A 24322-nucleotide genomic window follows, 5' to 3' on the forward strand; every position below is an offset into this window, starting at 1 on the left:
CCTCTCTTCTAGTTTTTCTTAATTTTTTAATGCTGCCAAGTCATTTTGAGCAAGAGCTGCTTCGACATCAGCACGGTAAGTTGTTTTCTCTTCTTCTGTCCAGTCATAGAATCGTCCCATTTCATCCAAAACTGGCTCTAAGATGCTGTCCAAGCTATCACGCATGAAAAGCATGTGGTTGGTACGACGAAGGAGGAAGTCAACTGGGCTAAGAGCCAACTCATTGCGCATTGCATAGTGAAGGGACAAGGTGTCCGCCAAGCTGAGTCCTGGTGCTTGTTCTAAACTATGAGCAAGAGCAAAGACCTTCGGTGCATTTGAACCATAGAGATTTGCTAGGTAATGAGCTTCCTTGCTATCCAAACCACGTGACACTCCAAGTTGCGCAAAGGCTTCGATTTCTGAGTCCACATTTGCTGGATTCAATTCTCCACCTGAAACAGGGTAAGTCTTAGAGTTGATGAGTTTAAAGCTACGATCAAATTCTGCTTTGAGGATATCAACCACGCGCTCCATAGCTCCTTCTGCCATCTTACGGTAGTCTGTAATTTTACCACCAGCAAGGGTCAAAAGGCCATTGTCATCACGATCTAAGCTAGACCCACGAGAAACTGCAGATGGATCCAAATGTTTCTCTGATGTGCTGCTTTCAAGCTTGCTGACAGCAGATTCAACATCTTCACGCGTTTTTTCTTTCGATAGATAAGCTTCGACAGTCGCAATCAAGCTATTGAAGCTTTCATCGCTAATAGTTCCGTTATTTCCGCCATTGTAGTCAGAAGCGCTATTGCCTGCAATCAATGGACGAAGACCTGCCCAGCTGCTTTCGATATCATCAATGGTGATGTTTGCTTCTGGGAAGCGATTGTTGACAATGCCAAGCAGATAATCCACATCTTCTTGAGTCACTTTTGGATGCTCTAAATCACCTGTGTAGTCTGTATCTGTTGTACCGAAGTAGGTCTTGTTTTCACGTGGGAGAACAAAGACCATACGACCATCTCCCAAGCCTGTGTCAAAGTAAACTGGCTGTGAAACCTTGATCTTACTAGAGTCAACCACCAAGTGAACTCCCTTAGTTGGACGCATTTGTGAGAATTGTGTTCCCTGATTGGACAAATTACGCACCTTGTCGCTCCAAGGACCTGTTGTGTTGATAACCAGACGAGCCTTGATTTCAAAGACTTGGTCTGTCAACAAATCACGAGCTACAACACCTGTAATCTTGCCACTTTCGTCAAAGAGGAAGCCTTCTGCCTTCACGTGGTTGGCAATGAGGGCACCGTCTTGGTTGGCACGTTTGATATTTTCAATCACGAGACGCGCATCGTTATTACGGAAGTCAAGGTAAACTCCACCTCCTACCAAGCCTTCTTTCTTCAAGTTTGGCTGGCGTTCCAAGACTTCTTCTTTGCTCAAGACCTTGTTAGCAGCTGGCGTGTTGCTAACACCTGCCAAAAGGTCGTACAAGTCCATGGCTACTTTGAGACGGAAGAGGCTAAAGGTCGCTCCATCCTCATCGTAAACTGGCAAGAGCATTGGATCTGGTTTTGGAATGTGTGGAGCAATTTGTTGAACCACTGCACGTTCTGAAACCGTATCTGATACTACTTCTACGTCAAATTGCTTAAGGTAACGAAGACCTCCGTGAACCAATTTTGTTGAACGGCTAGATGTTCCTTCTGCGAAGTCCTGCATTTCGATCAAACCAGTTTCAAGACCACTAGCTGCCGCCTGCAAGGCTACACCAGCCCCTGTGATTCCTCCACCGATAATCAAGAGGTCCAGGGTGCGTTCCTGCATTTTTTTAATTGATAATTCACGTGTTTTCTTTGAAAATTCCATATTTACACACTTTCTAACTAAGTCGCTTTATTCTTCCAGTATTAGTCGTCGATTTCCGCAAAGACTTGAGTTGCTTTCACAGCCTTCTTCCAGCCCTTGTAGAGTTGTTCCTTGCGAGATTCGTTCATGGATGGTTCAAAAAGTTCTCCTGTCTCATTCAAGAGTTTCAACTCATCCAAATCCTTCCAGTAGCCTACCGACAAACCTGCTAGGAAGGCTGCTCCTAGAGCTGTGGTTTCCAAGTTTTTAGCGCGTGCAATGTCAATTCCTAAAATATCAGCTTGGAACTGCATGAGGAAGTTATTCATGGCTGCACCTCCATCCACTTTCAATACTTGAATAGCTGTTTGAGCATCCACTTGCATGGTGTCAATGATATCACGTACTTGATAAGCAATTGATTGAAGAGTTGCCTTGATAAAGTCTTCCTTACTTGTTCCACGAGTCAAACCAAAGACAGAACCGCGAGCATTTTGGTTCCAGTATGGTGCTCCTAGTCCTGTAAAGGCTGGAACTACATAAACTTCATCATTATTGTGAGAGTCACGAGCATATTTTTCAGACTCTGGTGAGTTTTCAACCATGCGAAGTCCGTCACGAAGCCATTGAATGGCACTTCCTGCGATGAAGATAGATCCTTCCAAGGCATAGTAAACCTTGCCGTTAATACCATAACCAATGGTTGTCAAGAGGTTGTTTTCAGACAACTGCATTTCTTCACCAGTGTTCATGATGATGAAGGAACCAGTTCCGTAGGTATTTTTAACCATACCAGGATCAAAAGCCAACTGACCAAAGAGGGCTGCTTGTTGGTCACCCGCCATACCAGAGATTGGCACTTCTCCACCGTAGAAATGGAATGGAGCTGTCTTGCCATAGATTTCAGAATTAGAACGAACTTCTGGAAGCATAACCTTAGGAATATTGAGGATTTCCAAAATCTCATCATCCCATTTAAGATCCTTGATGTTATAGAGCATGGTACGAGCTGCGTTTGAGTAGTCAGTTACGTGAGCTGCGCCGTCAGTCAATTTCCAAACCAGCCAAGTATCAATGGTACCAAAGAGCAATTCACCCTTTTCTGCTCGCTCTTGAGCACCTTCTACATGGTCCAAAATCCAACGAACCTTAGTCGCTGAGAAGTAAGCATCGATGATCAAACCAGTCTTCTCATGGAATTTTTCCACATAACCTTGGCTTTTTAGTTGTTCAGCCAGAGGAGCAGTTTGGCGTGATTGCCAAACGATAGCATTGTAGATAGGGAGCCCTGTTTTCTTATCCCAGACGACAGTTGTTTCACGCTGGTTGGTAATCCCGATTGCCTCGATTTGACTTGGTTTCACACCACTTTCGATGAAAGCACCCGCAATAACTGACTGAACAGAGTTCCAAATTTCATTGGCATTGTGCTCTACCCAACCTGCTTGAGGGAAAATCTGAGTGAATTCTTTTTGGCTAGAGCTGACCTTCTCGCCTTTTTTGTTAAAAATGATGGCACGAGAACTGGTAGTTCCTTGGTCAATAGCCATAATGTATTTTTCTTGTGACATGTGCTGTCCTCCTGATAAAATCTTGAGGGGGTTCCTCTTTACAGTAACTAGTATACAAAATAAAGCGCTTTCCTGTCTATCAATTTTTTTAAAATTTTAAAAAAAAGTGAGGAGATTGTGCGAATTTCACAAAAAAGACCTGAAAAATCAGGTCTTTTAGGCAAATAGCATCTGACGGATCGTAGCTAAATCTTCGATGTCCAAATCATTTTTCAAATAGTAGATAGGTGTTTGTTCTTTCTTATGGATAGGGTTATTGGTAACCAGCAAATCATAATGACGAGTACGGTCATAGGCTTCAATGCTAATGAAACGATTGTACTCCAAATATCGTTTTAAAAGGGCCGACATTCTCGAAAAGACAAGGAAGCCTGCTGTTAGATCTAGCCCTATTCTCAGATGTTTGCCTATATTTTCTGCCATATACTCCAACAACTGAAGCCATTCCCAAAGGATTTTTTTATCCAGATCCGTCCCCTGATGAAAGGCTGGCAAGGAGGCAAAAATTTTCTGAGCAATATCTCGAAAGTCATGCTCCATCAGCAAATAAGGGGGGCGATGCTCTATCTGATATTTGTATCGATCTTGCAAGATATAGCCCTTGTAGAGATAAACTTGACCACAGAGCTGGCTGAGTTCATAGGTGACATGGTCCTCTGTGTAGTCCCCCAGCAACTCCTCCTTCTTCATTTCCTGGATCATTTGTGTCAGCAAATCGGCTAATTGCCCTCCAAAACCAAGAATATACTCCATAGTATGAAGAGGAAAAATACGATGAGAAAGGAGAAATGAAAAGAATATCATCATCTCCCCATCTTCAGTTCCTAGAGGAATGTGCTGGCCACCAAAAAAAGAAGAAGCCTTGCCAAGTAAACGAAGGTAGAAAATATTGTCAAAATACCCTCGCATTTTTTCTTCTATAACCTGAAATTGACAGGCGTTAACCCGAAGGCGCTGTTGACTGATATGAGTCCAGAGAACCAAGTCCAATTTCTGACCCGAAGACAAGCTGGCACCGCAGATTTCTTCTAGAGTAGCAATATCCTGCTTTCTCTCAGCTTTCTGCATGTGACCTTCCCACTCCTGACTGGACCAGACCTTGCGGAAAAGGCAGAAATAAAAGTAACGAATCTGATGCTCTGGACCTCGCCAACGACCATTTTGGATGGATAAGTCAAACTCTGACAAAATATGATTCAAGCTAGACAAATGGCGACCAAACGTGGCCTCGCTAATCATTAATTCTTGAGCCAGTTGATGGGCTAGGAACTGTTGGTGATAGAGAAGGTAAACCAAAATTTGGTACTTAATGGCATTGTCTAGAAATAAGCTCCGAATCTCTCTCCCCTTTGTGGCAGTACCGACAGACAGACGCAGGCTTTCATCATCCAAGTGGATGGTCAGCTCTAACCCTCTTTCTAAAGCATTTTCGTTAATTAGAGAGATATACTTGGTTAAGGTCGCCTTTGAAAAACCTGTTTCTTCCATGGCTTCCTTGACTGTTGTCTGCGAATCTTGTAATAAAAAGGAAAGGACTAAAAATTGACCAGATTCGGCTTTTTCCATCAAATCACCTAAATACATTTGTTACCCCTTTCATTTTCTCCTACAAGCATAGCATAAATCTTTCAAATGCTGAAATAATCTGTTTCTCATTTTATTTTAAAGCTGATTTCCTCGTCATTATTCCTCAGAAACAGCAAACACACCACTCCCTCTTTGGGCATTTTTATGCTAAAATAGTAGCTATGGATAAAATTATTAAAACAATATCAGAAAGTGGATCTTTTCGTGCTTATGTACTAGACAGCACTGAAACTGTCCGCACTGCTCAAGAAAAACATCAAACTCAAGCTAGCTCAACTGTTGCACTTGGCCGCACCCTTATCGCCAGCCAGATTCTCGCAGCCAATGAAAAAGGAAACACCAAGCTAACGGTTAAAGTTCTTGGAACTAGCTCTCTAGGAGCCATCATCACCGTAGCTGATACCAAGGGGAACGTCAAAGGTTACGTTCAAAATCCTGGTGTTGACATCAAAAAGACTGCAACTGGTGAAGTTCTAGTCGGACCTTTTATCGGCAATGGTCAATTTCTCGTTATCACAGACTACGGCACTGGAAATCCTTACAACTCCATGACTCCCCTCATCTCTGGAGAAATCGGAGAAGATCTTGCCTTCTACTTGACAGAAAGCCAACAAACTCCGTCAGCAGTTGGACTCAATGTCCTTTTGGACGAAGAAGACAAGGTCAAAGTAGCAGGCGGTTTCCTTGTTCAAGTTTTGCCAGGAGCCAAGGAAGAAGAAATCGCTCGTTTTGAAAAACGCATCCAAGAAATGCCTGCCATTTCAACTCTTCTAGAAAGCGACGACCATATCGAAGCTCTTCTAAAGGCTATCTACGACGACGAACCATACAAACGTCTGTCTGAAGAAGAAATTCGTTTCCAATGTGACTGTAGTAAAGAACGTTTTATGAAGGCTCTTTCTAGTCTTCCAAGCTCAGACTTGCAGGAAATGAAGGACGAAGACCACGGGGCAGAAATCACTTGTCAATTCTGTCAAACAACTTACAACTTTAACGAAAATGACCTGGAGGAACTCATTCGTGACAAATCTTAATACACCCTTTATGATTGGCAATGTTGAGATTCCCAATCGTACCGTTTTAGCACCCATGGCCGGCGTGACCAACTCAGCCTTTCGTACCATTGCTAAAGAACTCGGAGCTGGACTCGTTGTCATGGAAATGGTCTCTGACAAGGGAATTCAATACAACAACGAAAAAACTCTTCACATGCTTCATATCGATGAAGGCGAAAACCCAGTCTCTATCCAACTATTTGGTAGTGATGAAGATAGCCTAGCACGCGCAGCAGAATTCATCCAAGAAAACACCAAAACCGATATCGTCGATATCAACATGGGCTGTCCAGTTAACAAAATCGTAAAAAACGAAGCTGGCGCTATGTGGCTCAAGGATCCAGACAAGATCTACTCTATCATTAACAAAGTTCAATCAGTCCTTGATATCCCTCTCACTGTCAAAATGCGTACGGGCTGGTCTGACCCATCTCTAGCTGTGGAAAATGCCCTCGCCGCTGAGGCTGCAGGTGTCTCTGCACTTGCTATGCACGGCCGTACCCGTGAACAGATGTATACAGGCCACGCAGACCTTGAAACCCTTCACAAGGTTGCCCAAGCTCTGACAAAGATTCCATTTATCGCTAATGGTGACATCCGTACTGTCCAAGAAGCCAAACAACGCATCGAAGAAGTTGGTGCTGACGCAGTCATGATTGGTCGCGCTGCCATGGGAAATCCCTACCTCTTCAACCAAATCAACCACTACTTTGAAACAGGAGAAATCCTCCCTGATTTGACCTTTGAAGACAAGATGAAAATCGCCTACGAACACTTGAAACGCTTGATTAACCTCAAGGGAGAAAAGGTTGCGGTCCGTGAATTCCGTGGACTCGCTCCTCACTACCTCCGTGGAACATCAGGTGCAGCTAAACTCCGTGGTGCTATTTCGCAAGCTAGCACACTAGCAGAGATTGAAGCTCTATTGCAATTAGATAAGGCCTAAACTTCTATACTACCTTTCAAGTAAGGGTTGATTTCTAGACCCTCTCATACCACCGTACCTGTCGTTCTGCATATGGCGTTTTAACGTATACCGTTCAAGGTAACAATCCAACCCCACCCATCAAACGGCTAGTTTGCATCAGAACGCTATAAGCCCAAATTACCAGCCAGCGCCTAAAGACGCTGGCTTTCACCTTGTTCAAGCCTTATTGCTCTTGATTCGCCACTTGCCTCTTAAAGAGGCTTTAGCATTACTTACCACTATCCCTAAAGGGATCCTCATATTCTTTTACACTCAATTTATCTAGTGCTATATCATGCTTTACTCGTTCTCAAATTTTTATACTCGTGAAGAAATCATACACTGGATAATTTCTTTACTCTTGAATATATTTCTTAATCGTGGCTTCATTAAGCCCTACTGCACTTACATAATAACCTTCCGCCCAGAAATGCCGATTCCCAAACTTATATTTCAGATTTGCGTGTTTATCGAACATCATTAGAGCGCTTTTACCTTTTAAATATCCCATGAAACTTGAAATACTAATTCTAGGTGGAATACTTTCCAACATATGAACATGATCTGGCATTAAATGGCCCTCGATAATCTCAACACCTTTATCACTACATAAGCGATGAAATATTTCGCCTAAACTACTTCGATATTGATTATAGATGACTTTTCGTCTATACTTAGGGGTGAACACAATGTGATACTCACAGTGCCACTTTGTGTGTGATAAACTATGAGACTTTTGTGCCATGGTTTTCTCCTTTCGCTTTACAATTGGCTTGAACACCTTTATTGTATCGCGTTTGGAGTTTTTTAGTATAACCTTCGACGCGCACCTCGCGGAGCGAGATGGACTATAGTAGATTGAATCTAGAATAGTACACTATGCCTGCTAAAAATATTTCTAGAAATTAGTTTGACTTTCCTAATCGATTTGTTCATACCTTATTTTAATCTACTATAATAGTCACATAACACCAAAAATCTCTTAGATCCATTTCTAAGAGATTTTTTCTTTCTCTCCCCCTCACAACCAACCTTTCTCTTCGGCAGTTTTGGCTGCTTCGGTTCGGTTGCTGGCGTCTAGTTTGGAGAGGATATTGGTCATGTAATTACGGACGGTGCCGTTTGAGAGGTAGAGCTTATCCGCAATTTCTTGGTTGGACAGCCCCTGTGCAACTCCATGCAAAACAGCGACTTCTTGCTCGGTCAAGGGATTGGGATGGGTCATCATGACTTCCATCAGCTCTGGAGAATATTCCTTGCGTCCCTCTAACACCGTATGCAGGGTTTGCATGAGTTCGGCGATGCTTCTCTCTTTCAAGACATAGGCGTCGACTCCTGCTTTGACCGCTCGTTCAAAATAACCTGGACGTTTAAAGGTTGTAACGATAACCACCTTTGTTTCAGGCACTTCTTGTTTGATCCACTCGAGCGCTTCTAGTCCCGTCTTGACTGGCATTTCGACGTCAAGAATAGCAATATCTACTGCTTCTTTCTCCAAAACCTCGATAGCCTCGGCTCCATTTTTTGCCTGCAAGACAGTCTCCACATCTGGTTGAAAGCTTAAGAGCTGGCACATGGCGTCTCTAAGCATACTTTGATCTTCTGCGACTAATACTTTCATCTACTTTCTCTCCTTATAAGGCAGATGCACGCGCACCTCTGTGGGATTTTTCAAACTGACCAGCTCTACTTGACCTGAGAAGGCTGCTGCACGGTCACGGACTGTATGGAGTTCATTTCCTTTTACAGTTGCAAAACCTTTCCCGTCATCTCTAACTGTCAGGACCAATTCCTGAGCTGTACGTTCAAGTTTTAGATAGGCTTTTTCAGCTCTGGCATGCTTGATGATATTGGTCGCCAGTTCTAACAAAACCATAGCAGCCGTCGACTCTACATCCTGGCTCAAACTAGCCTTGTCCAAGTGATTGTCAACCTCAACCTCAATGCCAGCAATTTCCAGCATCTTTTTGACAGTTTCAAGCTCTGAAGCTAGGGTCCGTGATTTGAGATTTTCCACAATGGTTCGTACTTCATTCATGGAATCCTTGCTGATCTGGTGAATTTCTTTTAGTTCCTTCTCCACCTGTGGATAGGCCTGCATCTGAAATAACTGCAAGGCTAAATCTGTCTTGACACTCAGCATGGCAAAGGTATGCCCCAGACTATCATGCAAATCCTGACCGATACGACTACGTTCATTTTCAGCAAGCAATAGATTTATCTGGGCATTTTGCTTGGCCTGAGCTTCTTTCAAATCCTCGACAATGCGAATCCGAACCAAGCCCAATGTCATCAAATCGACAAAAGTAAGAATCCCAAGCTCAAAGGCTACAACCTCAGTTTCGACTGACTGAAACACCATGAGTTGACCAACAACAAGAACTTGAGCAAGGAGAAAAGTCCAGACATGCAGAGAACGAAGACTCCGCACCCTGAAATGATAAATTAAGAGATTAGAAAGGTAAAAGAAAAACCAGATATAATTTACAGCAACAAAGGCAGTATTCCCAACTACATAAGTCAGCATGATCCCCCAGAAAAGCCAAGATAGGCGCTGGCTCTTAGTTGTTAAAATATCCAAATACGCCACTACAAATAGAATATCAATCAATAAATGCCAGACAGAAAGCCACCCAGTCACTACAGGTAGGATGGGGAAAATCATAAAAATTAAACTGACCCAAAACATATAATGTACGCTTTTCAGTCTTTCAAGCATTAAGCATTCTCCTTATGACCTTGAAGGTAAATAGTCAAACCAAATAAAACTGCTGAAAAAACAAGTAGATAAATTGTGGCTGATAGATTGATGCCACCCTCGTTTAAGAAGGTCTTGATCAATTCCATCAACTGATAGCTTGGTAGACGCTTCCCGATTGCTTGCATCCAGTCTGGAAATAAAGAGACGGGCATCCAGAGTCCACCTAAAACAGCCAAGCCAAAGTAAAGAAGATTACCTACGACAGACATCAACTGACTAGTTGGTAAGAGAGTCAAGGTCAAACCAAGCGCTACAAAGGCAATACTTCCTACTATCAGCAAAAGTGCAGCCCCAATCCAGTTTCCAAGAGACATATCCACACCTCTTACAAAATGCCCAACTGAGAAAACAACCAGAATTGAGACCAAATAATCAACCATCATACTTGTTATCTTTGATAGATAATATTCTACCATATTTACAGGGCTATGACGTAATATTTTCTGCCAGTTGTTGATCTTGTCGGTATGTAAAACAACTGGGAATGAAAAGATAGCTGTCGACATCATGGAAAAAGCCGTCATGGAGATGAGGTAGTCACGCATAAAATTAGCCGGTCCACCTGGTGTGTCCTGGTACATGCCTGAAAAGAATAAATAGAAGGCCGTCGGCATCCCTACGGATAATAGATAATAGACTAATTGTCGTTTGGTCAATAGAAATTCTATCTTATTTAATGCGATCCATCGTTTCATCTTAGTCATCTCCCTTCTGTGTTTCTTCAAAGATTGTATCCAGCAAGCTACGATTATTAACTTCGATTTCTTGAATCCTACAGCCTGCTTGCACTAACAGTTCCCAAAAAGCATCCGCTTCGCGTGTGACTACTTGTAGAGCATCTTGTTTTTGTGACCAGTTTTCAACCAAGTTTGACTGTTCAACAACTTCCTTGTAAGCCAGAGGTAGGATAAAGTGCTTTTCAATCTCCTCACTGCGCATAGCTAGAGGTGTCGTATCACGAATCAACTCTCCCTTATTTAAGACCAAGATTCGGTCCGCTGTATGCTCTACCTCTTCGATATAATGGGATGAATAGAGAATGGTGACCCCCTGCGCTTTTAGATCCTGGACAATTTCCCAAAAACGTTGACGAGTTGAGGTATCCATGGCTGCAGTAGGCTCATCCAAAAAGACAAGCTTTGGTTGGCCAATCAAGGTCAAGACAAAAGAGAAAAGACGCTTTTGCCCACCTGACAATTTTTCTGCCAACTGTTCTTTTTGTTGTTTGTCAAACTGTAATAGTTGATCGATCTCCTGATTGCTCAAGGGATTTGGATAAATGCTTTGAAAGAAAGCAATCAACTCTTTGACCTTTAATTTCTGAACGATAACATTTTCTTGAGGGAGGTAGGATCTTGTGTAGTCTAACTGAGAACTCGTCACTGGCAAGCCTTGGATGGATACTTGACCGCTTGTGACCAGTTTATCTCCCAATAAACAGTCCAAGAGTGTGGTCTTTCCAGCACCATTGGGCCCAATCAAGGCGACGCATTCACCTTCAGCTATCTCAAAGGAAATATCCTTCAAAATAGCCTTGCCCTTGATATTTTTATTTAGGCTTTCTACCTTAATCATGTTCATGATATTCTCCTTTCAGCCACTCCTTTCCCATCGGAAAGGCGATAAAAATCATAAATCCTAATCCCCAGGCACCACGAATGACTTGGTGAAGGAAGGCTTGGTCAAACCAACCTGTAAACATTTCGACCAACCATACCACTAGTGACAATCCAATAAAGAAATAGAGAATCGCTTTTTTCATTTTTCAAACTCCTTTTTCACATCTGAGACCAATTTCAATCCTTCTCGGATCAGCCAAGACATGATTCCAAAACTTGCAAATATCTCCCAAGGAAAATGATAAAAGCCTTCATCCAATCTTGAAAACATTAGATAAGTCATGACTCCTGCTGCTACTAAACTCATTGCGACAATTACTTTATGTTTCATTTTTTTCTTCCTCCATTTGATACATCTAGTATAATTCTTTGAAGGTAGAATCACTAGAAGCTTCTGTCATGAGGAGATATGACAAATGTCATAAAAAGTTCACTCAGCTAGGAAAATAAAGGTCTTTCCAAATCAAAAAAGGTCGGGAAATCCCGACCTCTCTTTTTATTCTTCTTTAAATCCCTGTAATTTTAATGCCGCGAATAGTGCATTAGGCTTTTTAAAGTCTTCTATACCATCCGCTAGTGATTTAAAGAAATATGTGTTTTTTACTTTATCTAAATCTGCTTTTTCAAGATCGAGTTCCATAACGACTCTCATCTTTTTGTCCTCGGTGATAAAATATTCTACATTAACACCAGGCTCGTCCTTGATTTCAAGATACTCTGGACTATCTTCCATAGCTTCACGGAAGATTGCTTGGAATTCTTCAGGAGTAACTCCAGCAGGAATCTCCATGTTCATTTTCCCGAGCATCTCCATCTTGAAGTGTTTAACAACATCCGTATAAACAAATGTCATAGTGACATCAAATTCATCCATTTTCCCTTTAAGGATTTTTGTTTTTTCTTCTTTTACCTGACTCGACTGACTAGATGAATCAACCGAACTTGCTGTACTACTTGACTCTGTTGTTGCGGTGTTGGTTTGACCACAGCCAGCAAGAGCAAGTAACGCTGCAAAAATCAATCCTAAAACTTTCTTCATTCAAAGTCTCCTATTCCACACTGAAAAGGTATGGATAAACCGGTTGTTGACCTTGGTGGATTTCTACTTCTACATCTTCGAATTCTTCTGCGATTTCTTGGGCAATTTGGTTAGCCAATTCTTCGCTTCCATCTTCACCGATATAGAAGGTTACGATTTCACTGTCTTCATCCAACATATGTTTCAATGTTTCAGTCAGAGTTTGGTGCATATCAGGGTTTGATACGAGAATCTTACCGTCTACCATACCAAGATTATCATTTTCATGAATTTCCAAACCATCGATAGTCGTGTCACGAACGGCTGTTGTTACACTACCACTGACCACATCACCAAGGGCTGCAGTCATGCGTTCTTTATTCTCTTCGATAGACTTGCTTGGGTCAAATGCCAGAAGGCTAGTCAATCCTTGAGGAAGGGTACGAGCTTCTACCACAACAGCTGGTTGTTCTAAGACTTCAGCTGCAGATTGAGCTGCCATAAAGATATTTTTGTTGTTTGGCAAGAAAATGATGTTGCGAGCATTGACTTGCTCAACAGCCTTGATAAAGTCTTCTGTCGAAGGGTTCATGGTTTGTCCACCTTCGATGACATAGTCCACACCTTGAGCACGGAAGATGTCTGCCAATCCTTGTCCAGCTACTACTGCGATAAGAGCATATTCTTTTTCTTCAGCTGGTTTGCTGACTTTAGCTTCTTTTTCCACTTGCGCTTCGTGTTGGTTACGCATGTTATCGACTTTAACCTTAACCAAGCTACCATATTTGAGACCTTCTTGCATGACAAGACCTGGATCTTCTGTATGGACGTGAACTTTAACGATTTCATCGTCATTGACAACAAGCAATGAGTCCCCAAGTTCGTTCAAGTAGTTACGGAATTCTTCGTAGTCAAAGTCTTTTGCATAAGTTGGGCCTTGCTTAAGGGCAACCATGATCTCTGTACAGTAACCAAAGGTGATGTCTTCTGTTGCCACATGTCCAGCTACAGACTTGTGGTGTTCAGCATTGATCATTTCACTCATGTTGGCTGGAGTCGCTACAAAGTCCTCAGAAGCGCTATATTCACCAGTAAGAGCTGAAAGGAAGCCTTCATAGATGAAAACCAAACCTTGACCACCTGAGTCTACAACTCCAACTTCCTTCAAGACTGGAAGCATATCTGGAGTCTTCGCAAGGGCTGTTTTAGCTCCTTCCAAGGCTGCACGCATCACCTCAATAGCATCATCTGTCTGCTCGGCTTTTTTCTTAGCACCGATGGCAGCACCACGTGATACAGTCAAGATTGTTCCTTCAACTGGCTTCATAACGGCCTTATAGGCTACTTCAACACCTGATTGGAAGGCAAGAGCTAGGTCTTTTCCTGTTAACTCTTCTTTTGTCTTGATGGCTTGTGAAAATCCGCGGAAAAGCTGTGAAGTGATAACTCCTGAGTTCCCACGCGCACCCATCAAAAGACCTTTAGCCAAGATACTTGCAGCCTCACCAACAGTTGAAGCTGGTTTGTCTGCTACTTCTTTGGCACCATTTTCGATAGTCATTCCCATGTTTGTTCCTGTATCTCCATCTGGAACTGGGAAGACGTTCAATGAGTTGACATATTCGGCTTGCTTGTTCAAACGAGTAGATGCAGCCTGTACCATTTCTTGAAATAAGCTTGTAGTAATATTTGACACGATTATTCTCCTACAACTTTGATATTTTGAATGTAGACATTCACAGTTTGAGCAGTGATGCCAAGTTGGTTTTCCAAACTAAAGCGTACACGCTCTTGGATGTTTTTTGAGACTTCACTGATTTTTGTTCCGTAGCTCAACACGGTATATACATCAACTGCAATGCTACCATCTTCGGCCGCTTTTACAACGACACCTTTAGAATAATTTTCCTTTCCAAGAAGGGCTTGGAAATTATCTTTGAGGGCTTTCTTACTTGCCATACCGACCACACCAAAAATCTCAGTTGCTGCACCGCCTACAACGGTAGCAATCACTTCATCTGTTAGTTCGATTTGACCATCTTTTGTATTAATTTTTACAGTCATTTTTTCTACCTCAACTAGTTGATACTCTATTTTATCATATTTCAAGCCAAGTGTAAAAGCAGAATACTGTATCGGCGGATATTTACTCCTTTGACGAGGCTTTTTGAACTCAGAGCAAAAGAAAAAGACCTGATGGCCTTTTACTCTTTATTAAACGCGTTCTACTTTACCTGATTTCAAAGCACGAGCTGAAGCCCAAACTTTTTTAGGTTTACCATCGATAAGTACAGTAACTTTTTGAAGGTTTGGTTTTACGGCACGTTTTGTTTGGTTCATCGCGTGTGAACGGTTGTTTCCTGATACAGTCTTACGACCTGTAAAGTAACATACTTTAGCCATTTGTGTTTTCCTCCTATTAGATCTAATATAGCGGATGTGCTAGCACCACATACTGTACTATGTTATCACACTTTCTCTTTTTTGGCAAGGAGATTGGAATATTTTTTTTATTTAACGTAAACAACTCCCAATTTCCCAAAAGCTACGTCTCCACGGATAATCAAAGTTTTGCTGGTTGGGGCTACAGGAGCATCTGCCTTGGCCGCACCACAAAAAGTTTCCACCTTCAGGTCCACTCTCCAGTGTTGGGGCACATAGATAACTGCATTCCCAAATCCGACTTCGATATTCAGAGTAGCAAAATCACCTAACATCTCTGCATTGTCATAATAGATTTTGGCATTCCCAAATCCGACTTCAAACTCGTCTTCTACCAATTCTTGGTCTTGCTTGTAAAATGTACCCGCCCCAAAAGCGACTTCCTTGTCTGTCAGAATAGTCTTTTCACCGTCATACCACCATTTTTTCCCATTCCAAGTTCTGTTAGTATGAGTCAGCATACTTACTCCAAGCACGATGAGAACACTTGCCCAGAACAGTGACTGATTGGGAATCGGTAGAATGTCATAAAAATGATTAGCAATCATGAGGGCCACTAGGGCTGTAAAAGAGGCTGAAGTTAAGTGACGACGCAACAAAGCTTCAACTGATTGGTAAGCAAAAAATCCAATACCGATCAAGGGCCAAATCTGCCCTCCTAGAGAAGGAATTCCAAAATTTCCCTGCAATAATACTAAAGCTGCCAATACTAGCAATACAATACCAAATGCTTTCTTTTTCATCTTCTTACCTCATGTTTCTTAGATTTTCTTTTAGGAGGGATTGGTAGTGCCGTGACACGTGCACCTCCTTGTGGGTCTGATAAAAGGAAATAGTGCCTGTCCCTGAGAAGGACTTGTCCACCGAGTAAACCTGCCGGATATTGGCAATGGTCGACTTGGATACCCGACTGAAATAGCAGGGGAGAATGGACTCCAACTCATAAAGCTTGAGTCGAACCTCGTAGGCTTCTTTCTGGGTATGAGCGTAAATCTTGCTACCTTCCGTCTCAAAAAAGAGAATTTCTGACAAGTCTAAGTAGTACTCACCCGTTCCCTTATAAAAGATCAACCTAGGAGCCTTGGTTTCTTGCAAGAGTCGTTGTAAGTCAGCTATTTCATCTGTCAGGGCTGCAGCCTTGATGACAATCTCTGTCTCAGTTAATTCACTATCAATCTCGATTCGTAACTTCATCCTATCTCCTTTCTGCATCTACTATACCAAAGCCCATAAGACTTTACAAGGGCAAAAAAGCAAGTGGTCACTTTTGACTCGTAAGTGGTTACGAGGCCAGGCCCACTTGCTTTGCTTTTTACAAAATAAAGAAGAGAATTCCCCAAAGGAGGCCACAGGCGTAGCCAACTAAAACATCCTTGGGATAATGAACGCCTCCTAAGACCCGCACAAGACCGAGAAGAGCTGATAAGACCAATAAAATCAACCCTGCAGGCAGATTTGCATGCACACAAGCCATGGAAATAATGGTTGCTGAAAAGACGTGGCGACTGGGCATTGAATTACCAGAACTATCCTTGTCTAGTAGAGGGACAAGCTCCCAAGACTCGTAAGGACGCGGTTGATTGATCCACTTACGAACTAGCGTCAATAGGACAAAGCCAAAAGCTGGCACCATGATATAAGCAGCAAGTTCTTGTCCCAAGCCCTTGTTCATAAAAGCTGTTCCCAACAAGGTCAAGTAAGCTACGGGCATCAGGACTGTCATCATGCGATTAAAAACTCGCATCAATTGTAATAGCTGTGGATGTCGAAGAAGGCTTGATTTCCTCTTTTCGTACCACTCTTGATAGTTTTTCATATCTATTTCTCATACTTTTCTAGGACCTGCTGGGCTGTTTTCCCTTTAGCAAGCCAGTCTACTAATTTGTCCAGACGACGGATTTCCTGCATCAGAGGATCCTCAATTTCCTCAATACGAATCCCACAAATCTTACCTGTAATCGCAATCCATTCAGGTACATAAGACGGTGCCTGTCGAAAAAAATCTCCGTAGGTAAGATCCCTATCCAGACAAGCAAGGATCTCACTCACTTCATAACCTGTCAGCCAACTGGTCACTTGGTGAACGGACTCTGCCCTTCCACCCTTTCTCTCAACCTTTGCAATCAAGGCTGGATAGACCGCAGAAAATTTCATATTGTATAATTTCTGACTCATACATTCCTCTTTCTATTATACCAGTATAAAGAAGAAAAAGAAGGCCGTCAAGCCTTCTTTGGTTTTATTCTTCTACTTCATCTTCTGTAAATTGACTATTGTAGAGGTCAGCATAGAAACCACCTTGAGCCATGAGCTCATCGTGATTGCCTTGCTCAATGATATTTCCATCTTTCATGACCAGGATCAAGTCAGCATTACGGATAGTTGATAAGCGGTGAGCGATGATAAAGGATGTACGTCCCTCCATCAAACGGTCCATGGCTTTCTGAATCAACTCCTCTGTACGTGTATCGACTGAAGATGTCGCTTCGTCCAGAATCAAAAGTGGAGAATCTTTGAGAAGCGCACGAGCGATAGTCAAGAGCTGCTTCTGCCCGACTGACAAGGTCACCGTATCATCCAAGACTGTATCGTATCCATCTGGTAAGGTTGTGATAAAGTGGTGGATTCCTACTGCTTTGGCAGCTTCAATCACGCGCTCATCACTAATACCAGTTTGATTGTAGATAAGATTATCACGAATGGTTCCTTCAAAGAGCCATGTATCCTGCAGGACCATTGAAAAGGCATCATGCACTTCTGAGCGCTTCATAGCCTTGGTATCCACACCATCAATGCGAATGCTTCCCTTATCAATCTCATAAAATTTCATCAAGAGGTTGACAATAGTCGTCTTCCCAGCTCCAGTTGGTCCAACAATAGCAACCTTTTGACCTGCATGAGCTGTCGCTGAAAAGTCATGAATGATGGTTCGCTCAGGTGTGTAACCAAAGGAAACTTGATCAAAAACTACTTCACCCTTCATACCAGACAATTGTGTTTCCTTATGAGATTCATCTTCCATCTCAGCTTCTCCTAGAAACTCAAAAACACGTGTCATGGCTGCACTAGCCTGTTGCAAGCTGGTAATCCCTTGAGCAATTTGTGATAAGGGTTGTGAGAAGGTACGAACATAAACCATAAAAGCTACGATAATCCCAATACTGATATGGCCTTCAAGAGCCAAGGCAGCACCGACGATAACAACCAAAACATAACTAAAGTTTCCGACAAAGAACATAGCAGGCATCATGATGCCAGAAATAAACTGAGATTTCCAGATACTATCATGTAGATTTTGATTCAAGCCTGCAAATGTATCTTTTGTTGGTTCCACAGCATTATAGCTGGTCACAACATTGTGGCCAGAGTACATTTCTTCTACATAACCGTTTACGGCCGCTAGGTTGTTTTGCTGGGCTTTAAAGTACCCCTGTGACTTAGCCATAATCACTGAAACCGCAGCAAAACCTACAAGGGTTGAAACAACTGTTACCAATGCCAAAATCCAGTTCATGCCAAACATGGTAATCAAAACAGCGATTAGCAAGAAGCTAGCTGAGATAACGGTCCCTAGACTTTGGTTGAGGGACTGTGCTGCTGTATCAACGTCATTGGTTACACGTGAAAGAGTGTCCCCTTGAGAATGACGGTCAAAATATCCTAGAGGCAAGCGATTGATTTTTTCAGCGATAGCTGTCCGCAAGCGTTTTGAAAAATGTTGGATACTCGTTGAAAAGATATAGGCTTGCGTATAGTTGAGAATGGCACCAAGCACATACAAAACAGCTAAAAAGCTGGCGATGCTAGACACAGCTACCAAATCGATTTCTGTAGCCAAACCGTCTGAGATCAAGTTGGTGATTTCCTTAATCTTAGTTGGTCCATAAACAGTGATGATACTTGAACATACAGCAGCCACAACTGCAACTAGTAGGGGAAGTTGGAGACCTGCTAGAAAAGGTTTATATTGTTTCCAAAGGGACGTCTTCTTATTTTCCATGTTCCAATTCCTCCTTCGATAGTTGTGAATAGGCAATTTCTTGGTAAACTTCATTAGTAGCAAGAAGTTCTTTGTGAGTGCCTTGTCCCACGACTTTACCCTGATCTAAGACTAAGATTAAGTCTGCATCCATGATGGTTGAGATACGTTGGGCAACAATCAACTTGGTCATAGATTGGTTTTTTTCAGCTAGTTCTTGGCGCAAGATACGGTCAGTCTTGTAGTCCAAGGCCGAGAATGAATCATCAAAAATGAGAATTTCTGGTTTACGAGCCAAGGCACGCGCAATAGCCAAACGTTGTCTTTGACCTCCTGAGAAGTTAGTCCCACCTTGAGCTACTTCTGAAGCTAAACCTGCTTCCTTATCTTCGATAAAGTTTTTAGACTGAGCCAACTCAAGAGCTTGCCACATAGCAGTCTCGCTTAGCGGAGTTTCTGAACTTTTACCAAAGTCGAGATTGCCCTTAACATCTCCTGAGAAAAGAACAGCTTTTTGTGGGATATAGCCGACTTTATTCCGCAAGTCTTCCAAATCATAATCCTGCACATTGACGCCGTCCACTAGGATTTCCCCATCCGAAACGTCATAAAAACGAGGCAAGAGATTCACAAGCGTAGATTTACCAGAACCAGTTGAACCGATAAAGGCGACCGTTTGACCAGCTTCTGCCTTGAAGCTAACATGTTCCACAACTGCTTCTGAATTTTTAGAATAGCGGAAGGTTACATCACGGAATTCTACTTGACCTTGAATAGAGGAATCTGCCGTCTGTGGTTGACTAGGATTTTCAATAGAAGAATGCAAGTCTAGCACTTGATTAATACGTCCTGCAGAAACCAAGGTACGAGGAAGGACGATAAAGAGAGCACCCATAAGCAAGAAGCCCATCACGACCTGCATAGCATAAGACATGAAGACCACCATATCACTAAAGAGTGGTAGACGGTCTGTCAGGCTAGCATCATTGATGATATAGGCACCAATCCAGTAAATGGCTAGACTCAAACCGCTCGAAATCGCCATCATAATAGGATTCATAATAGCCATCAATCGATTGACAAAGAGATTGAGACGAGTGACTTCCTCATTGGCTTCTTCAAATTTCTTATCTTGATAATCTTCAGCATTGTAAGCACGAACCACTCGAATCCCTGTCAAACTTTCACGAGTGATACTATTGAGTTTATCTGTCAATTTCTGGATGACAGATTGTTTTGGAAAGGCAAGCGTCATGAGAACAGTTGTCATCAGAACATTGACGATAACAGCAACCACTACTGCCCAGAGCCAGTATTCAGATTTGCCAAGGATTTTTCCAATGGCCCAGATAGCCATAATAGGCCCTCGAGTGACCACTTGGAGTCCCATCGTAAAGAGCATTTGAATCTGCGTAATATCATTGGTCGTCCGAGTCAAAAGACTAGGAATAGAGAAACGTTTGATCTCTGTCTGAGAGTAATCCAAGACACGATTAAAAATATCACTACGCAGATGAGCCGTGTAGGATGCTGCAACGCGAGCTGCAAAAAAACCAACTGTGACAGATGATAGAAAGGCTAATAGTGACAAGCCCATCATGTTCATAGCTGGTGACCAAAGTGCATCCAACTGCGTCCCTGGTGTCCCAAGTAATGCTGTAATTTCTGAAATGTAAGTCGGTACTTCTAACTCTAGATAGACCGAGAAACAGGTAAAGAGTATGGTCAAGAGAATCATTCCCCACTCTTTTCCTGTGATACGCTTAGCGAGTTTCTTCATCTTCCCCTCCTATTTTTTCTACATTGGCTTGTAGTTGAGCCATGACTTCCTCAAAAATAGCTAGTTTTTCCTCAGATACTCCATCGAGTAAACTGCGGTCAATTCGATCAAAGAAAGACTTGACCTGCTTCATTTGAGAGCGAGATTTTTCAGTCAAATGAACAAATTTTGCCCGTTTATCACTTGGGCTTGCCTCCAACTCTACCAAACCATTTTGCACCATACGCTTCACTAAATTGCTGGCAACTGACTTGGTGACATTGAGTTCTTGTTCAATATCCTTGATAAGTGTCAATTCTTGATCCTGCTCACGACGATCTAAAAAACGGAGAACCTGTCCTTGCGGCCCACCCATAAATTCGATACCACAACGCTTGGCTTCCTTTTGTACCATCAAATGTACCTGGTGACCAAAACGTTTAAAAGCTAACATCGGCTTATCCATGATTGCTCCTTTTTACACATAAATAGTTCTCACGAGAACCAATTGGTTTTCATGAGAACTATTTTATCATTTTCAAATAGGATGTCAAGAAAAAAGTTTCTATGGGAACTATTTCGATATAAATTGACAATAGTTGATAATTTATCTATAATAGGCACTAACTTGTCTGATTACACTAGAAATGGGAGAACTTTCAAATGAAACAAGAAGAGTATAAAACCTTAGGAACCCTTGCTGTCATTTTTGGAGCCCTGGCACTTCTTGGCTCTTGGATACCAATTATCAATGGTCTATCCTTTCTCTTTGGATTTGTTGCCTTGATCTTAGGAGTCATCGGCATTGGCCTCAATCTCCAAAATCAAAAAACATTAGCTATGATTGGTTCAAGCTTTGGCCTCATTTCCATTATCATTGTACTGATAAGCCAACTGCTATTCACTCCTATCTTCGCTGATTTTATAAGAGGCTATCGTAGCTCTTCTAATTATCTCATGGAAGAACCAACCAATGAAGATTGGCCAAATAGTACCATTGATGAATATGAAGAGGAAGAAGAGATCTTTACCTGGACTCAAGAACAGTTTGATGCCTTAATAGAGGGTGACCCTTCCAACCAAGGGCAAGGCGGTAGCAATTACAAAGACATTATCAGTGAACATGGGATTCCAGATTCTGAAGCAGATTCAAGTGACAGTGATTATGAAACCAAAAGAATCACCTATCTCTCCATCAGTTCAGATCCTAAGACAGTTATACTCACGTTCGTAAAACAAGAAAATGGCCAGTTTCTTCTGATCCGTAAATTCGCCATCGGACTAGATCGCAAAGAACAAACTGATTCTGGAGTGAAAATTTAACATAACTAAAAAGGTGCTGGGAATAGCAATCGGTAGACCAAGCCTCGATTTCTAAATCCCAACACCACGATATTTCCACAATCCATTGGATTATGGACAATTATAGATTACTAATAACGTTTTGAGCAAAAGAGATTTTCGTCTCTTTCCTGCCCTTTTGTCATCACAGGATAAACAAACCCCTTGAAAATATTGAATTTTCAAAGGGGTTATTTTTATTCTTAGAATCCGTCTACGTTTGTGTAGATTTTTTGTACGTCTTCGTCGTCTTCAAGGACTCCGTAGAGTTTTTCAAATGTTTCCAAATCTTCACCTGACAACTCAACTTCTGATTGAGGAATCATTTCCAATTCAGTTACTTGGAATTCTTCAATACCAGCTTCACGCAAAGCAACGATAGCCTTGTGAAGATCAGTTGGTGCAGTGTAGACAGTGATTGTTCCTTCTTCTGCTTCTACATCGTCTACATCGACATCTGCTTCAAGCAAGAGTTCAAAGATAGCGTCAGCATCTTCACCTGCAAAAACGATAACACCCTTGTTGTCAAAGAGGTAAGATACAGAACCTGAAGCTCCCATATTTCCGCCGTTTTTACCAAAAGCAGCACGAACATTCGCAGCTGTACGGTTAACGTTTGAAGTCAAAGTATCAACGATCAACATAGAACCATTTGGTCCGAATCCTTCGTAACGTCCTTCTGTAAAGGTTTCGTCTGTGTTTCCTTTTGCCTTATCGATTGCTTTATCAATAACGTGTTTTGGCACTTGCGCTTGTTTGGCACGATCGATAACGAATTTCAAAGCAGTGTTTAGTTCTGGATCTGGTTCACCTTTTTTAGCTGCTACATAGATTTCTACACCAAATTTTGCATATACTTTAGAGTTAGCTCCATCTTTAGCCGTTTTCTTAGCTACGATATTGGCCCATTTACGTCCCATTAGGAATCTCCTTTTTTCACATTTTAATCTTTCTTATTATAACACAAGTCTATCCGATTTTCACTAGAGGAAATGGATTTTCTTTTGTAAATTAAGCTAGGATTTCCCGCCAGTAGCCAAGAGTTTTTTGCCTTCTTTGATCCATGAATGTTTGGAAAGTGAGAAGTAAAGTTGGGCAGTCATAACTAGCCAGAGAAGGGGCTCACATAGAATCACACCTGTATAACCTGTCCAAGGAATAATCCAAGCGACGAAAATAATTTTACCAAAAAACTCGATAAAGCTTGATACAAGTGGCAAGAATTTTTGACCGAGACCCTGCAAGCTATTTCTATAGATCAATAAAAGACTCAAAAACGGATAGAATACCGAACTGATGCGTAGGTACAAAGCCCCATTTTCAATCAAGTAACCGTCTGTCGAACTTGCCAGAAAAGAAACTAGGCTAGGACTTGCAAAAAATAGGAATACACAAGCAAAGCTTGCCCAAGCCATACTGATATAACTCCCTAGTCGAAGACCGTGGACAATGCGATCTGGACGTTTTGCACCAAAGTTTTGAGAGATAAAAGTAGTCATCGATGCTGAGATAGCCGTCATTGGCAATAAGGCAAAGGCCATGATTCGGCGTGCTGCTGTCTGAGCACTGATAATGACTGCTCCAAAACTATTGACAGAGGATTGCAAAATAACACTTCCGACAGAGACGATTGAACCCATCAAGCCCATGGCTAGCCCCTGCTCTAAGAGATCGACATAGAGGGCCTTATTCCATTTAAAATCCTTCAACCTAGGAAGGAGCTCTGGAACACTCTTGCGAATATAGAAATAACAAAGGATAGCTGACAAGCCCTGGGAGATAATCGTTGCAAGACCTGCAGACTGAACCCCCAACTGCAATTGCGTAATAAAATACAAATCCAGAATGACATTAACGATGGCTGAGAAAATAAGAAAACCAAGCGCAGCAAGACTATCACCAACAGAGCGTAGCAAACCTGCAAAAAGATTATAAGCAAAGCTCACTCCCACACAGCTAACAATCATGGAGATATATTCATAGGACTGAGGGAGAATTTCTGCAGGTGTTTCTAGGTACTGTAAGAGTGGATAAAGACCAAAAAAGCCCATCAACATGACAAGCACACTCAAGATAATCCCTAAAATCCAAGTTGCTGCGACAGCTTCCTTAATCTTTTCAAAATTACGAGCTCCGTAGAGACGTGCAATAACAACACCCATCCCATTTCCAACACCGAGGGCGAAGCCGATAATCAAATCAAAAATGGCTGTCGTTGCTCCAACTGCAGCCAAGGAATCTTGCCCTAAAAAACGCCCAACAATCAAGATATCAGCTGTATTGTAAAGTTGCTGAAAGATATTGGACAGTAGAATCGGTAATGCAAAACTAATTAGCGCGGGAAGGATGGGACCATGAATCAGGTCCACCGTTGATTTTTTATTCATAAGGCTATTATA

25 protein-coding genes and 1 pseudogene are annotated in these 24322 nt (G+C 42.1%); 3 read left to right on the forward strand and 23 right to left on the reverse strand.

Annotation, left to right across the window (positions count from 1 at the left end):
* Window positions 1–18: 18 nt before the first annotated feature.
* The 3 genes from glpO to M1R56_RS02015 all read right to left on the reverse strand — a co-directional run bounded on the left by glpO (window position 19) and on the right by M1R56_RS02015 (window position 4979).
* Complete coding sequence (glpO, locus tag M1R56_RS02005; protein WP_248034417.1) at window positions 19–1845, reverse strand: type 1 glycerol-3-phosphate oxidase; 1827 nt, start codon at window positions 1843–1845, stop codon at window positions 19–21.
* 41 nt (window positions 1846–1886) lie between these two features.
* On the reverse strand, window positions 1887–3395 hold the full coding sequence (gene glpK / locus M1R56_RS02010; protein WP_248034418.1) for a glycerol kinase GlpK: 1509 nt from the start codon (window positions 3393–3395) through the stop codon (window positions 1887–1889).
* A 156-nt stretch (window positions 3396–3551) separates the two neighbouring features.
* The gene (locus M1R56_RS02015) at window positions 3552–4979 is read right to left on the reverse strand and encodes a helix-turn-helix domain-containing protein (RefSeq protein ID WP_248034419.1); all 1428 of its coding nucleotides are present in this window, start codon (window positions 4977–4979) and stop codon (window positions 3552–3554) included.
* A gap of 164 nt (window positions 4980–5143) precedes the next feature.
* On the opposite strand from M1R56_RS02015, the gene hslO reads away from it, so the two are divergent.
* Entirely contained in the window at window positions 5144–6016 is an 873-nt protein-coding gene (gene hslO, locus M1R56_RS02020; protein WP_248034420.1) for an Hsp33 family molecular chaperone HslO, read from the forward strand.
* Window positions 6003–6983, forward strand: a complete 981-nt coding sequence (dusB, locus tag M1R56_RS02025; RefSeq protein ID WP_248034421.1) for a tRNA dihydrouridine synthase DusB — start codon at window positions 6003–6005, stop codon at window positions 6981–6983. Before hslO ends, dusB begins: the two co-directional genes overlap by 14 nt.
* 250 nt (window positions 6984–7233) lie before the next feature.
* On the opposite strand, the pseudogene tnpA reads toward dusB, so the two are convergent.
* The 18 genes and pseudogenes from tnpA to M1R56_RS02115 form a co-directional block, all read right to left on the reverse strand.
* Window positions 7234–7749, reverse strand: a pseudogene (tnpA, locus tag M1R56_RS02030) (IS200/IS605 family transposase).
* A 276-nt stretch (window positions 7750–8025) separates the two neighbouring features.
* On the reverse strand, window positions 8026–8625 hold the full coding sequence (locus M1R56_RS02035; RefSeq protein ID WP_248034422.1) for a response regulator transcription factor: 600 nt from the start codon (window positions 8623–8625) through the stop codon (window positions 8026–8028).
* A complete protein-coding gene (locus M1R56_RS02040; RefSeq protein ID WP_248034423.1) occupies window positions 8626–9723 on the reverse strand; it encodes a sensor histidine kinase in 1098 nt (365 codons plus the stop codon).
* Window positions 9723–10460 carry an ABC transporter permease gene (locus M1R56_RS02045; protein WP_248034424.1) on the reverse strand — a complete coding sequence of 246 codons (738 nt, stop codon included), beginning with the start codon at window positions 10458–10460 and terminating at the stop codon, window positions 9723–9725. Before M1R56_RS02045 ends, M1R56_RS02040 begins: the two co-directional genes overlap by 1 nt.
* 1 nt (window position 10461) lies before the next feature.
* Window positions 10462–11346, reverse strand: coding sequence for an ABC transporter ATP-binding protein (locus tag M1R56_RS02050; RefSeq protein WP_248034425.1), 885 nt, complete (start codon window positions 11344–11346; stop codon window positions 10462–10464).
* Entirely contained in the window at window positions 11333–11527 is a 195-nt protein-coding gene (locus M1R56_RS02055) for a hypothetical protein (RefSeq protein ID WP_223140270.1), read from the reverse strand. Before M1R56_RS02055 ends, M1R56_RS02050 begins: the two co-directional genes overlap by 14 nt.
* Complete coding sequence (locus M1R56_RS02060; protein ID WP_248034426.1) at window positions 11524–11715, reverse strand: hypothetical protein; 192 nt, start codon at window positions 11713–11715, stop codon at window positions 11524–11526. Before M1R56_RS02060 ends, M1R56_RS02055 begins: the two co-directional genes overlap by 4 nt.
* 165 nt (window positions 11716–11880) lie before the next feature.
* Window positions 11881–12423 (reverse strand): SP0191 family lipoprotein, encoded by a 543-nt coding sequence (locus M1R56_RS02065; RefSeq protein WP_248034427.1) that lies wholly within the window; start codon window positions 12421–12423, stop codon window positions 11881–11883.
* A gap of 10 nt (window positions 12424–12433) precedes the next feature.
* A complete protein-coding gene (locus M1R56_RS02070; protein ID WP_248034428.1) occupies window positions 12434–14098 on the reverse strand; it encodes a DAK2 domain-containing protein in 1665 nt (554 codons plus the stop codon).
* Window positions 14099–14100: 2 nt separating this feature from the next.
* A complete protein-coding gene (locus tag M1R56_RS02075; RefSeq protein ID WP_000216431.1) occupies window positions 14101–14466 on the reverse strand; it encodes an Asp23/Gls24 family envelope stress response protein in 366 nt (121 codons plus the stop codon).
* 150 nt (window positions 14467–14616) lie between these two features.
* Window positions 14617–14805 carry a 50S ribosomal protein L28 gene (rpmB, locus tag M1R56_RS02080; protein WP_001140948.1) on the reverse strand — a complete coding sequence of 63 codons (189 nt, stop codon included), beginning with the start codon at window positions 14803–14805 and terminating at the stop codon, window positions 14617–14619.
* 107 nt (window positions 14806–14912) lie between these two features.
* Window positions 14913–15587, reverse strand: a complete 675-nt coding sequence (locus M1R56_RS02085; RefSeq protein WP_248034429.1) for a hypothetical protein — start codon at window positions 15585–15587, stop codon at window positions 14913–14915.
* Between the two features lie 4 nt (window positions 15588–15591).
* Window positions 15592–16038 carry a LytTR family DNA-binding domain-containing protein gene (locus tag M1R56_RS02090; protein ID WP_248034430.1) on the reverse strand — a complete coding sequence of 149 codons (447 nt, stop codon included), beginning with the start codon at window positions 16036–16038 and terminating at the stop codon, window positions 15592–15594.
* A gap of 118 nt (window positions 16039–16156) precedes the next feature.
* A complete protein-coding gene (locus M1R56_RS02095; RefSeq protein ID WP_248034431.1) occupies window positions 16157–16660 on the reverse strand; it encodes a phosphatase PAP2 family protein in 504 nt (167 codons plus the stop codon).
* Window positions 16661–16662: 2 nt separating this feature from the next.
* Entirely contained in the window at window positions 16663–17019 is a 357-nt protein-coding gene (locus M1R56_RS02100) for a DUF2200 family protein (RefSeq protein ID WP_248034432.1), read from the reverse strand.
* Window positions 17020–17083: 64 nt separating this feature from the next.
* Complete coding sequence (locus M1R56_RS02105) at window positions 17084–18844, reverse strand: ABC transporter ATP-binding protein (protein ID WP_248034433.1); 1761 nt, start codon at window positions 18842–18844, stop codon at window positions 17084–17086.
* Window positions 18834–20603 carry an ABC transporter ATP-binding protein gene (locus M1R56_RS02110; RefSeq protein ID WP_248034434.1) on the reverse strand — a complete coding sequence of 590 codons (1770 nt, stop codon included), beginning with the start codon at window positions 20601–20603 and terminating at the stop codon, window positions 18834–18836. The genes M1R56_RS02105 and M1R56_RS02110 overlap by 11 nt, the downstream gene beginning before the upstream one ends.
* The gene (locus M1R56_RS02115; protein WP_248034435.1) at window positions 20587–21048 is read right to left on the reverse strand and encodes a MarR family winged helix-turn-helix transcriptional regulator; all 462 of its coding nucleotides are present in this window, start codon (window positions 21046–21048) and stop codon (window positions 20587–20589) included. The genes M1R56_RS02110 and M1R56_RS02115 overlap by 17 nt, the downstream gene beginning before the upstream one ends.
* A 197-nt stretch (window positions 21049–21245) precedes the next feature.
* Here M1R56_RS02115 and M1R56_RS02120 point away from each other — a divergent pair, with 197 nt between their 5' ends.
* Complete coding sequence (locus M1R56_RS02120) at window positions 21246–21905, forward strand: hypothetical protein (protein ID WP_248034436.1); 660 nt, start codon at window positions 21246–21248, stop codon at window positions 21903–21905.
* A gap of 221 nt (window positions 21906–22126) precedes the next feature.
* On the opposite strand, the gene M1R56_RS02125 is transcribed toward M1R56_RS02120, so the two are convergent.
* Both M1R56_RS02125 and M1R56_RS02130 read right to left on the reverse strand, forming a co-directional pair.
* Window positions 22127–22843, reverse strand: a complete 717-nt coding sequence (locus tag M1R56_RS02125) for a YebC/PmpR family DNA-binding transcriptional regulator (RefSeq protein WP_248034437.1) — start codon at window positions 22841–22843, stop codon at window positions 22127–22129.
* Between the two features lie 96 nt (window positions 22844–22939).
* The gene (locus M1R56_RS02130; protein ID WP_248034438.1) at window positions 22940–24310 is read right to left on the reverse strand and encodes an MATE family efflux transporter; all 1371 of its coding nucleotides are present in this window, start codon (window positions 24308–24310) and stop codon (window positions 22940–22942) included.
* Window positions 24311–24322: the final 12 nt, after the last annotated feature.

This window comes from Streptococcus sp. oral taxon 431, assembly GCF_023115445.1.
Taxonomy (GTDB): domain Bacteria; phylum Bacillota; class Bacilli; order Lactobacillales; family Streptococcaceae; genus Streptococcus.

Excerpts from the sequence above, each read along its gene's own strand:
- M1R56_RS02055 (WP_223140270.1), bottom strand. The coding sequence starts at position 11,527 with ATGAAAAAAGCGATTCTCTATTTCTTTATTGGATTGTCACTAGTGGTA.
- M1R56_RS02130 (WP_248034438.1), bottom strand. The coding sequence starts at position 24,310 with ATGAATAAAAAATCAACGGTGGACCTGATTCATGGTCCCATCCTTCCC.
- M1R56_RS02015 (WP_248034419.1), bottom strand. The coding sequence starts at position 4,979 with ATGTATTTAGGTGATTTGATGGAAAAAGCCGAATCTGGTCAATTTTTA.
- M1R56_RS02035 (WP_248034422.1), bottom strand. The coding sequence starts at position 8,625 with ATGAAAGTATTAGTCGCAGAAGATCAAAGTATGCTTAGAGACGCCATG.
- rpmB (WP_001140948.1), bottom strand. The coding sequence starts at position 14,805 with ATGGCTAAAGTATGTTACTTTACAGGTCGTAAGACTGTATCAGGAAAC.
- M1R56_RS02040 (WP_248034423.1), bottom strand. The coding sequence starts at position 9,723 with ATGCTTGAAAGACTGAAAAGCGTACATTATATGTTTTGGGTCAGTTTA.
- M1R56_RS02100 (WP_248034432.1), bottom strand. The coding sequence starts at position 17,019 with ATGAGTCAGAAATTATACAATATGAAATTTTCTGCGGTCTATCCAGCC.
- M1R56_RS02125 (WP_248034437.1), bottom strand. The coding sequence starts at position 22,843 with ATGGGACGTAAATGGGCCAATATCGTAGCTAAGAAAACGGCTAAAGAT.
- M1R56_RS02085 (WP_248034429.1), bottom strand. The coding sequence starts at position 15,587 with ATGAAAAAGAAAGCATTTGGTATTGTATTGCTAGTATTGGCAGCTTTA.
- M1R56_RS02060 (WP_248034426.1), bottom strand. The coding sequence starts at position 11,715 with ATGAAACATAAAGTAATTGTCGCAATGAGTTTAGTAGCAGCAGGAGTC.
- hslO (WP_248034420.1), top strand. The coding sequence starts at position 5,144 with ATGGATAAAATTATTAAAACAATATCAGAAAGTGGATCTTTTCGTGCT.
- M1R56_RS02120 (WP_248034436.1), top strand. The coding sequence starts at position 21,246 with ATGAAACAAGAAGAGTATAAAACCTTAGGAACCCTTGCTGTCATTTTT.
- M1R56_RS02110 (WP_248034434.1), bottom strand. The coding sequence starts at position 20,603 with ATGAAGAAACTCGCTAAGCGTATCACAGGAAAAGAGTGGGGAATGATT.
- M1R56_RS02095 (WP_248034431.1), bottom strand. The coding sequence starts at position 16,660 with ATGAAAAACTATCAAGAGTGGTACGAAAAGAGGAAATCAAGCCTTCTT.
- M1R56_RS02090 (WP_248034430.1), bottom strand. The coding sequence starts at position 16,038 with ATGAAGTTACGAATCGAGATTGATAGTGAATTAACTGAGACAGAGATT.
- M1R56_RS02105 (WP_248034433.1), bottom strand. The coding sequence starts at position 18,844 with ATGGAAAATAAGAAGACGTCCCTTTGGAAACAATATAAACCTTTTCTA.
- M1R56_RS02075 (WP_000216431.1), bottom strand. The coding sequence starts at position 14,466 with ATGACTGTAAAAATTAATACAAAAGATGGTCAAATCGAACTAACAGAT.
- glpK (WP_248034418.1), bottom strand. The coding sequence starts at position 3,395 with ATGTCACAAGAAAAATACATTATGGCTATTGACCAAGGAACTACCAGT.
- glpO (WP_248034417.1), bottom strand. The coding sequence starts at position 1,845 with ATGGAATTTTCAAAGAAAACACGTGAATTATCAATTAAAAAAATGCAG.
- M1R56_RS02065 (WP_248034427.1), bottom strand. The coding sequence starts at position 12,423 with ATGAAGAAAGTTTTAGGATTGATTTTTGCAGCGTTACTTGCTCTTGCT.
- M1R56_RS02115 (WP_248034435.1), bottom strand. The coding sequence starts at position 21,048 with ATGGATAAGCCGATGTTAGCTTTTAAACGTTTTGGTCACCAGGTACAT.
- M1R56_RS02050 (WP_248034425.1), bottom strand. The coding sequence starts at position 11,346 with ATGAACATGATTAAGGTAGAAAGCCTAAATAAAAATATCAAGGGCAAG.
- M1R56_RS02045 (WP_248034424.1), bottom strand. The coding sequence starts at position 10,460 with ATGAAACGATGGATCGCATTAAATAAGATAGAATTTCTATTGACCAAA.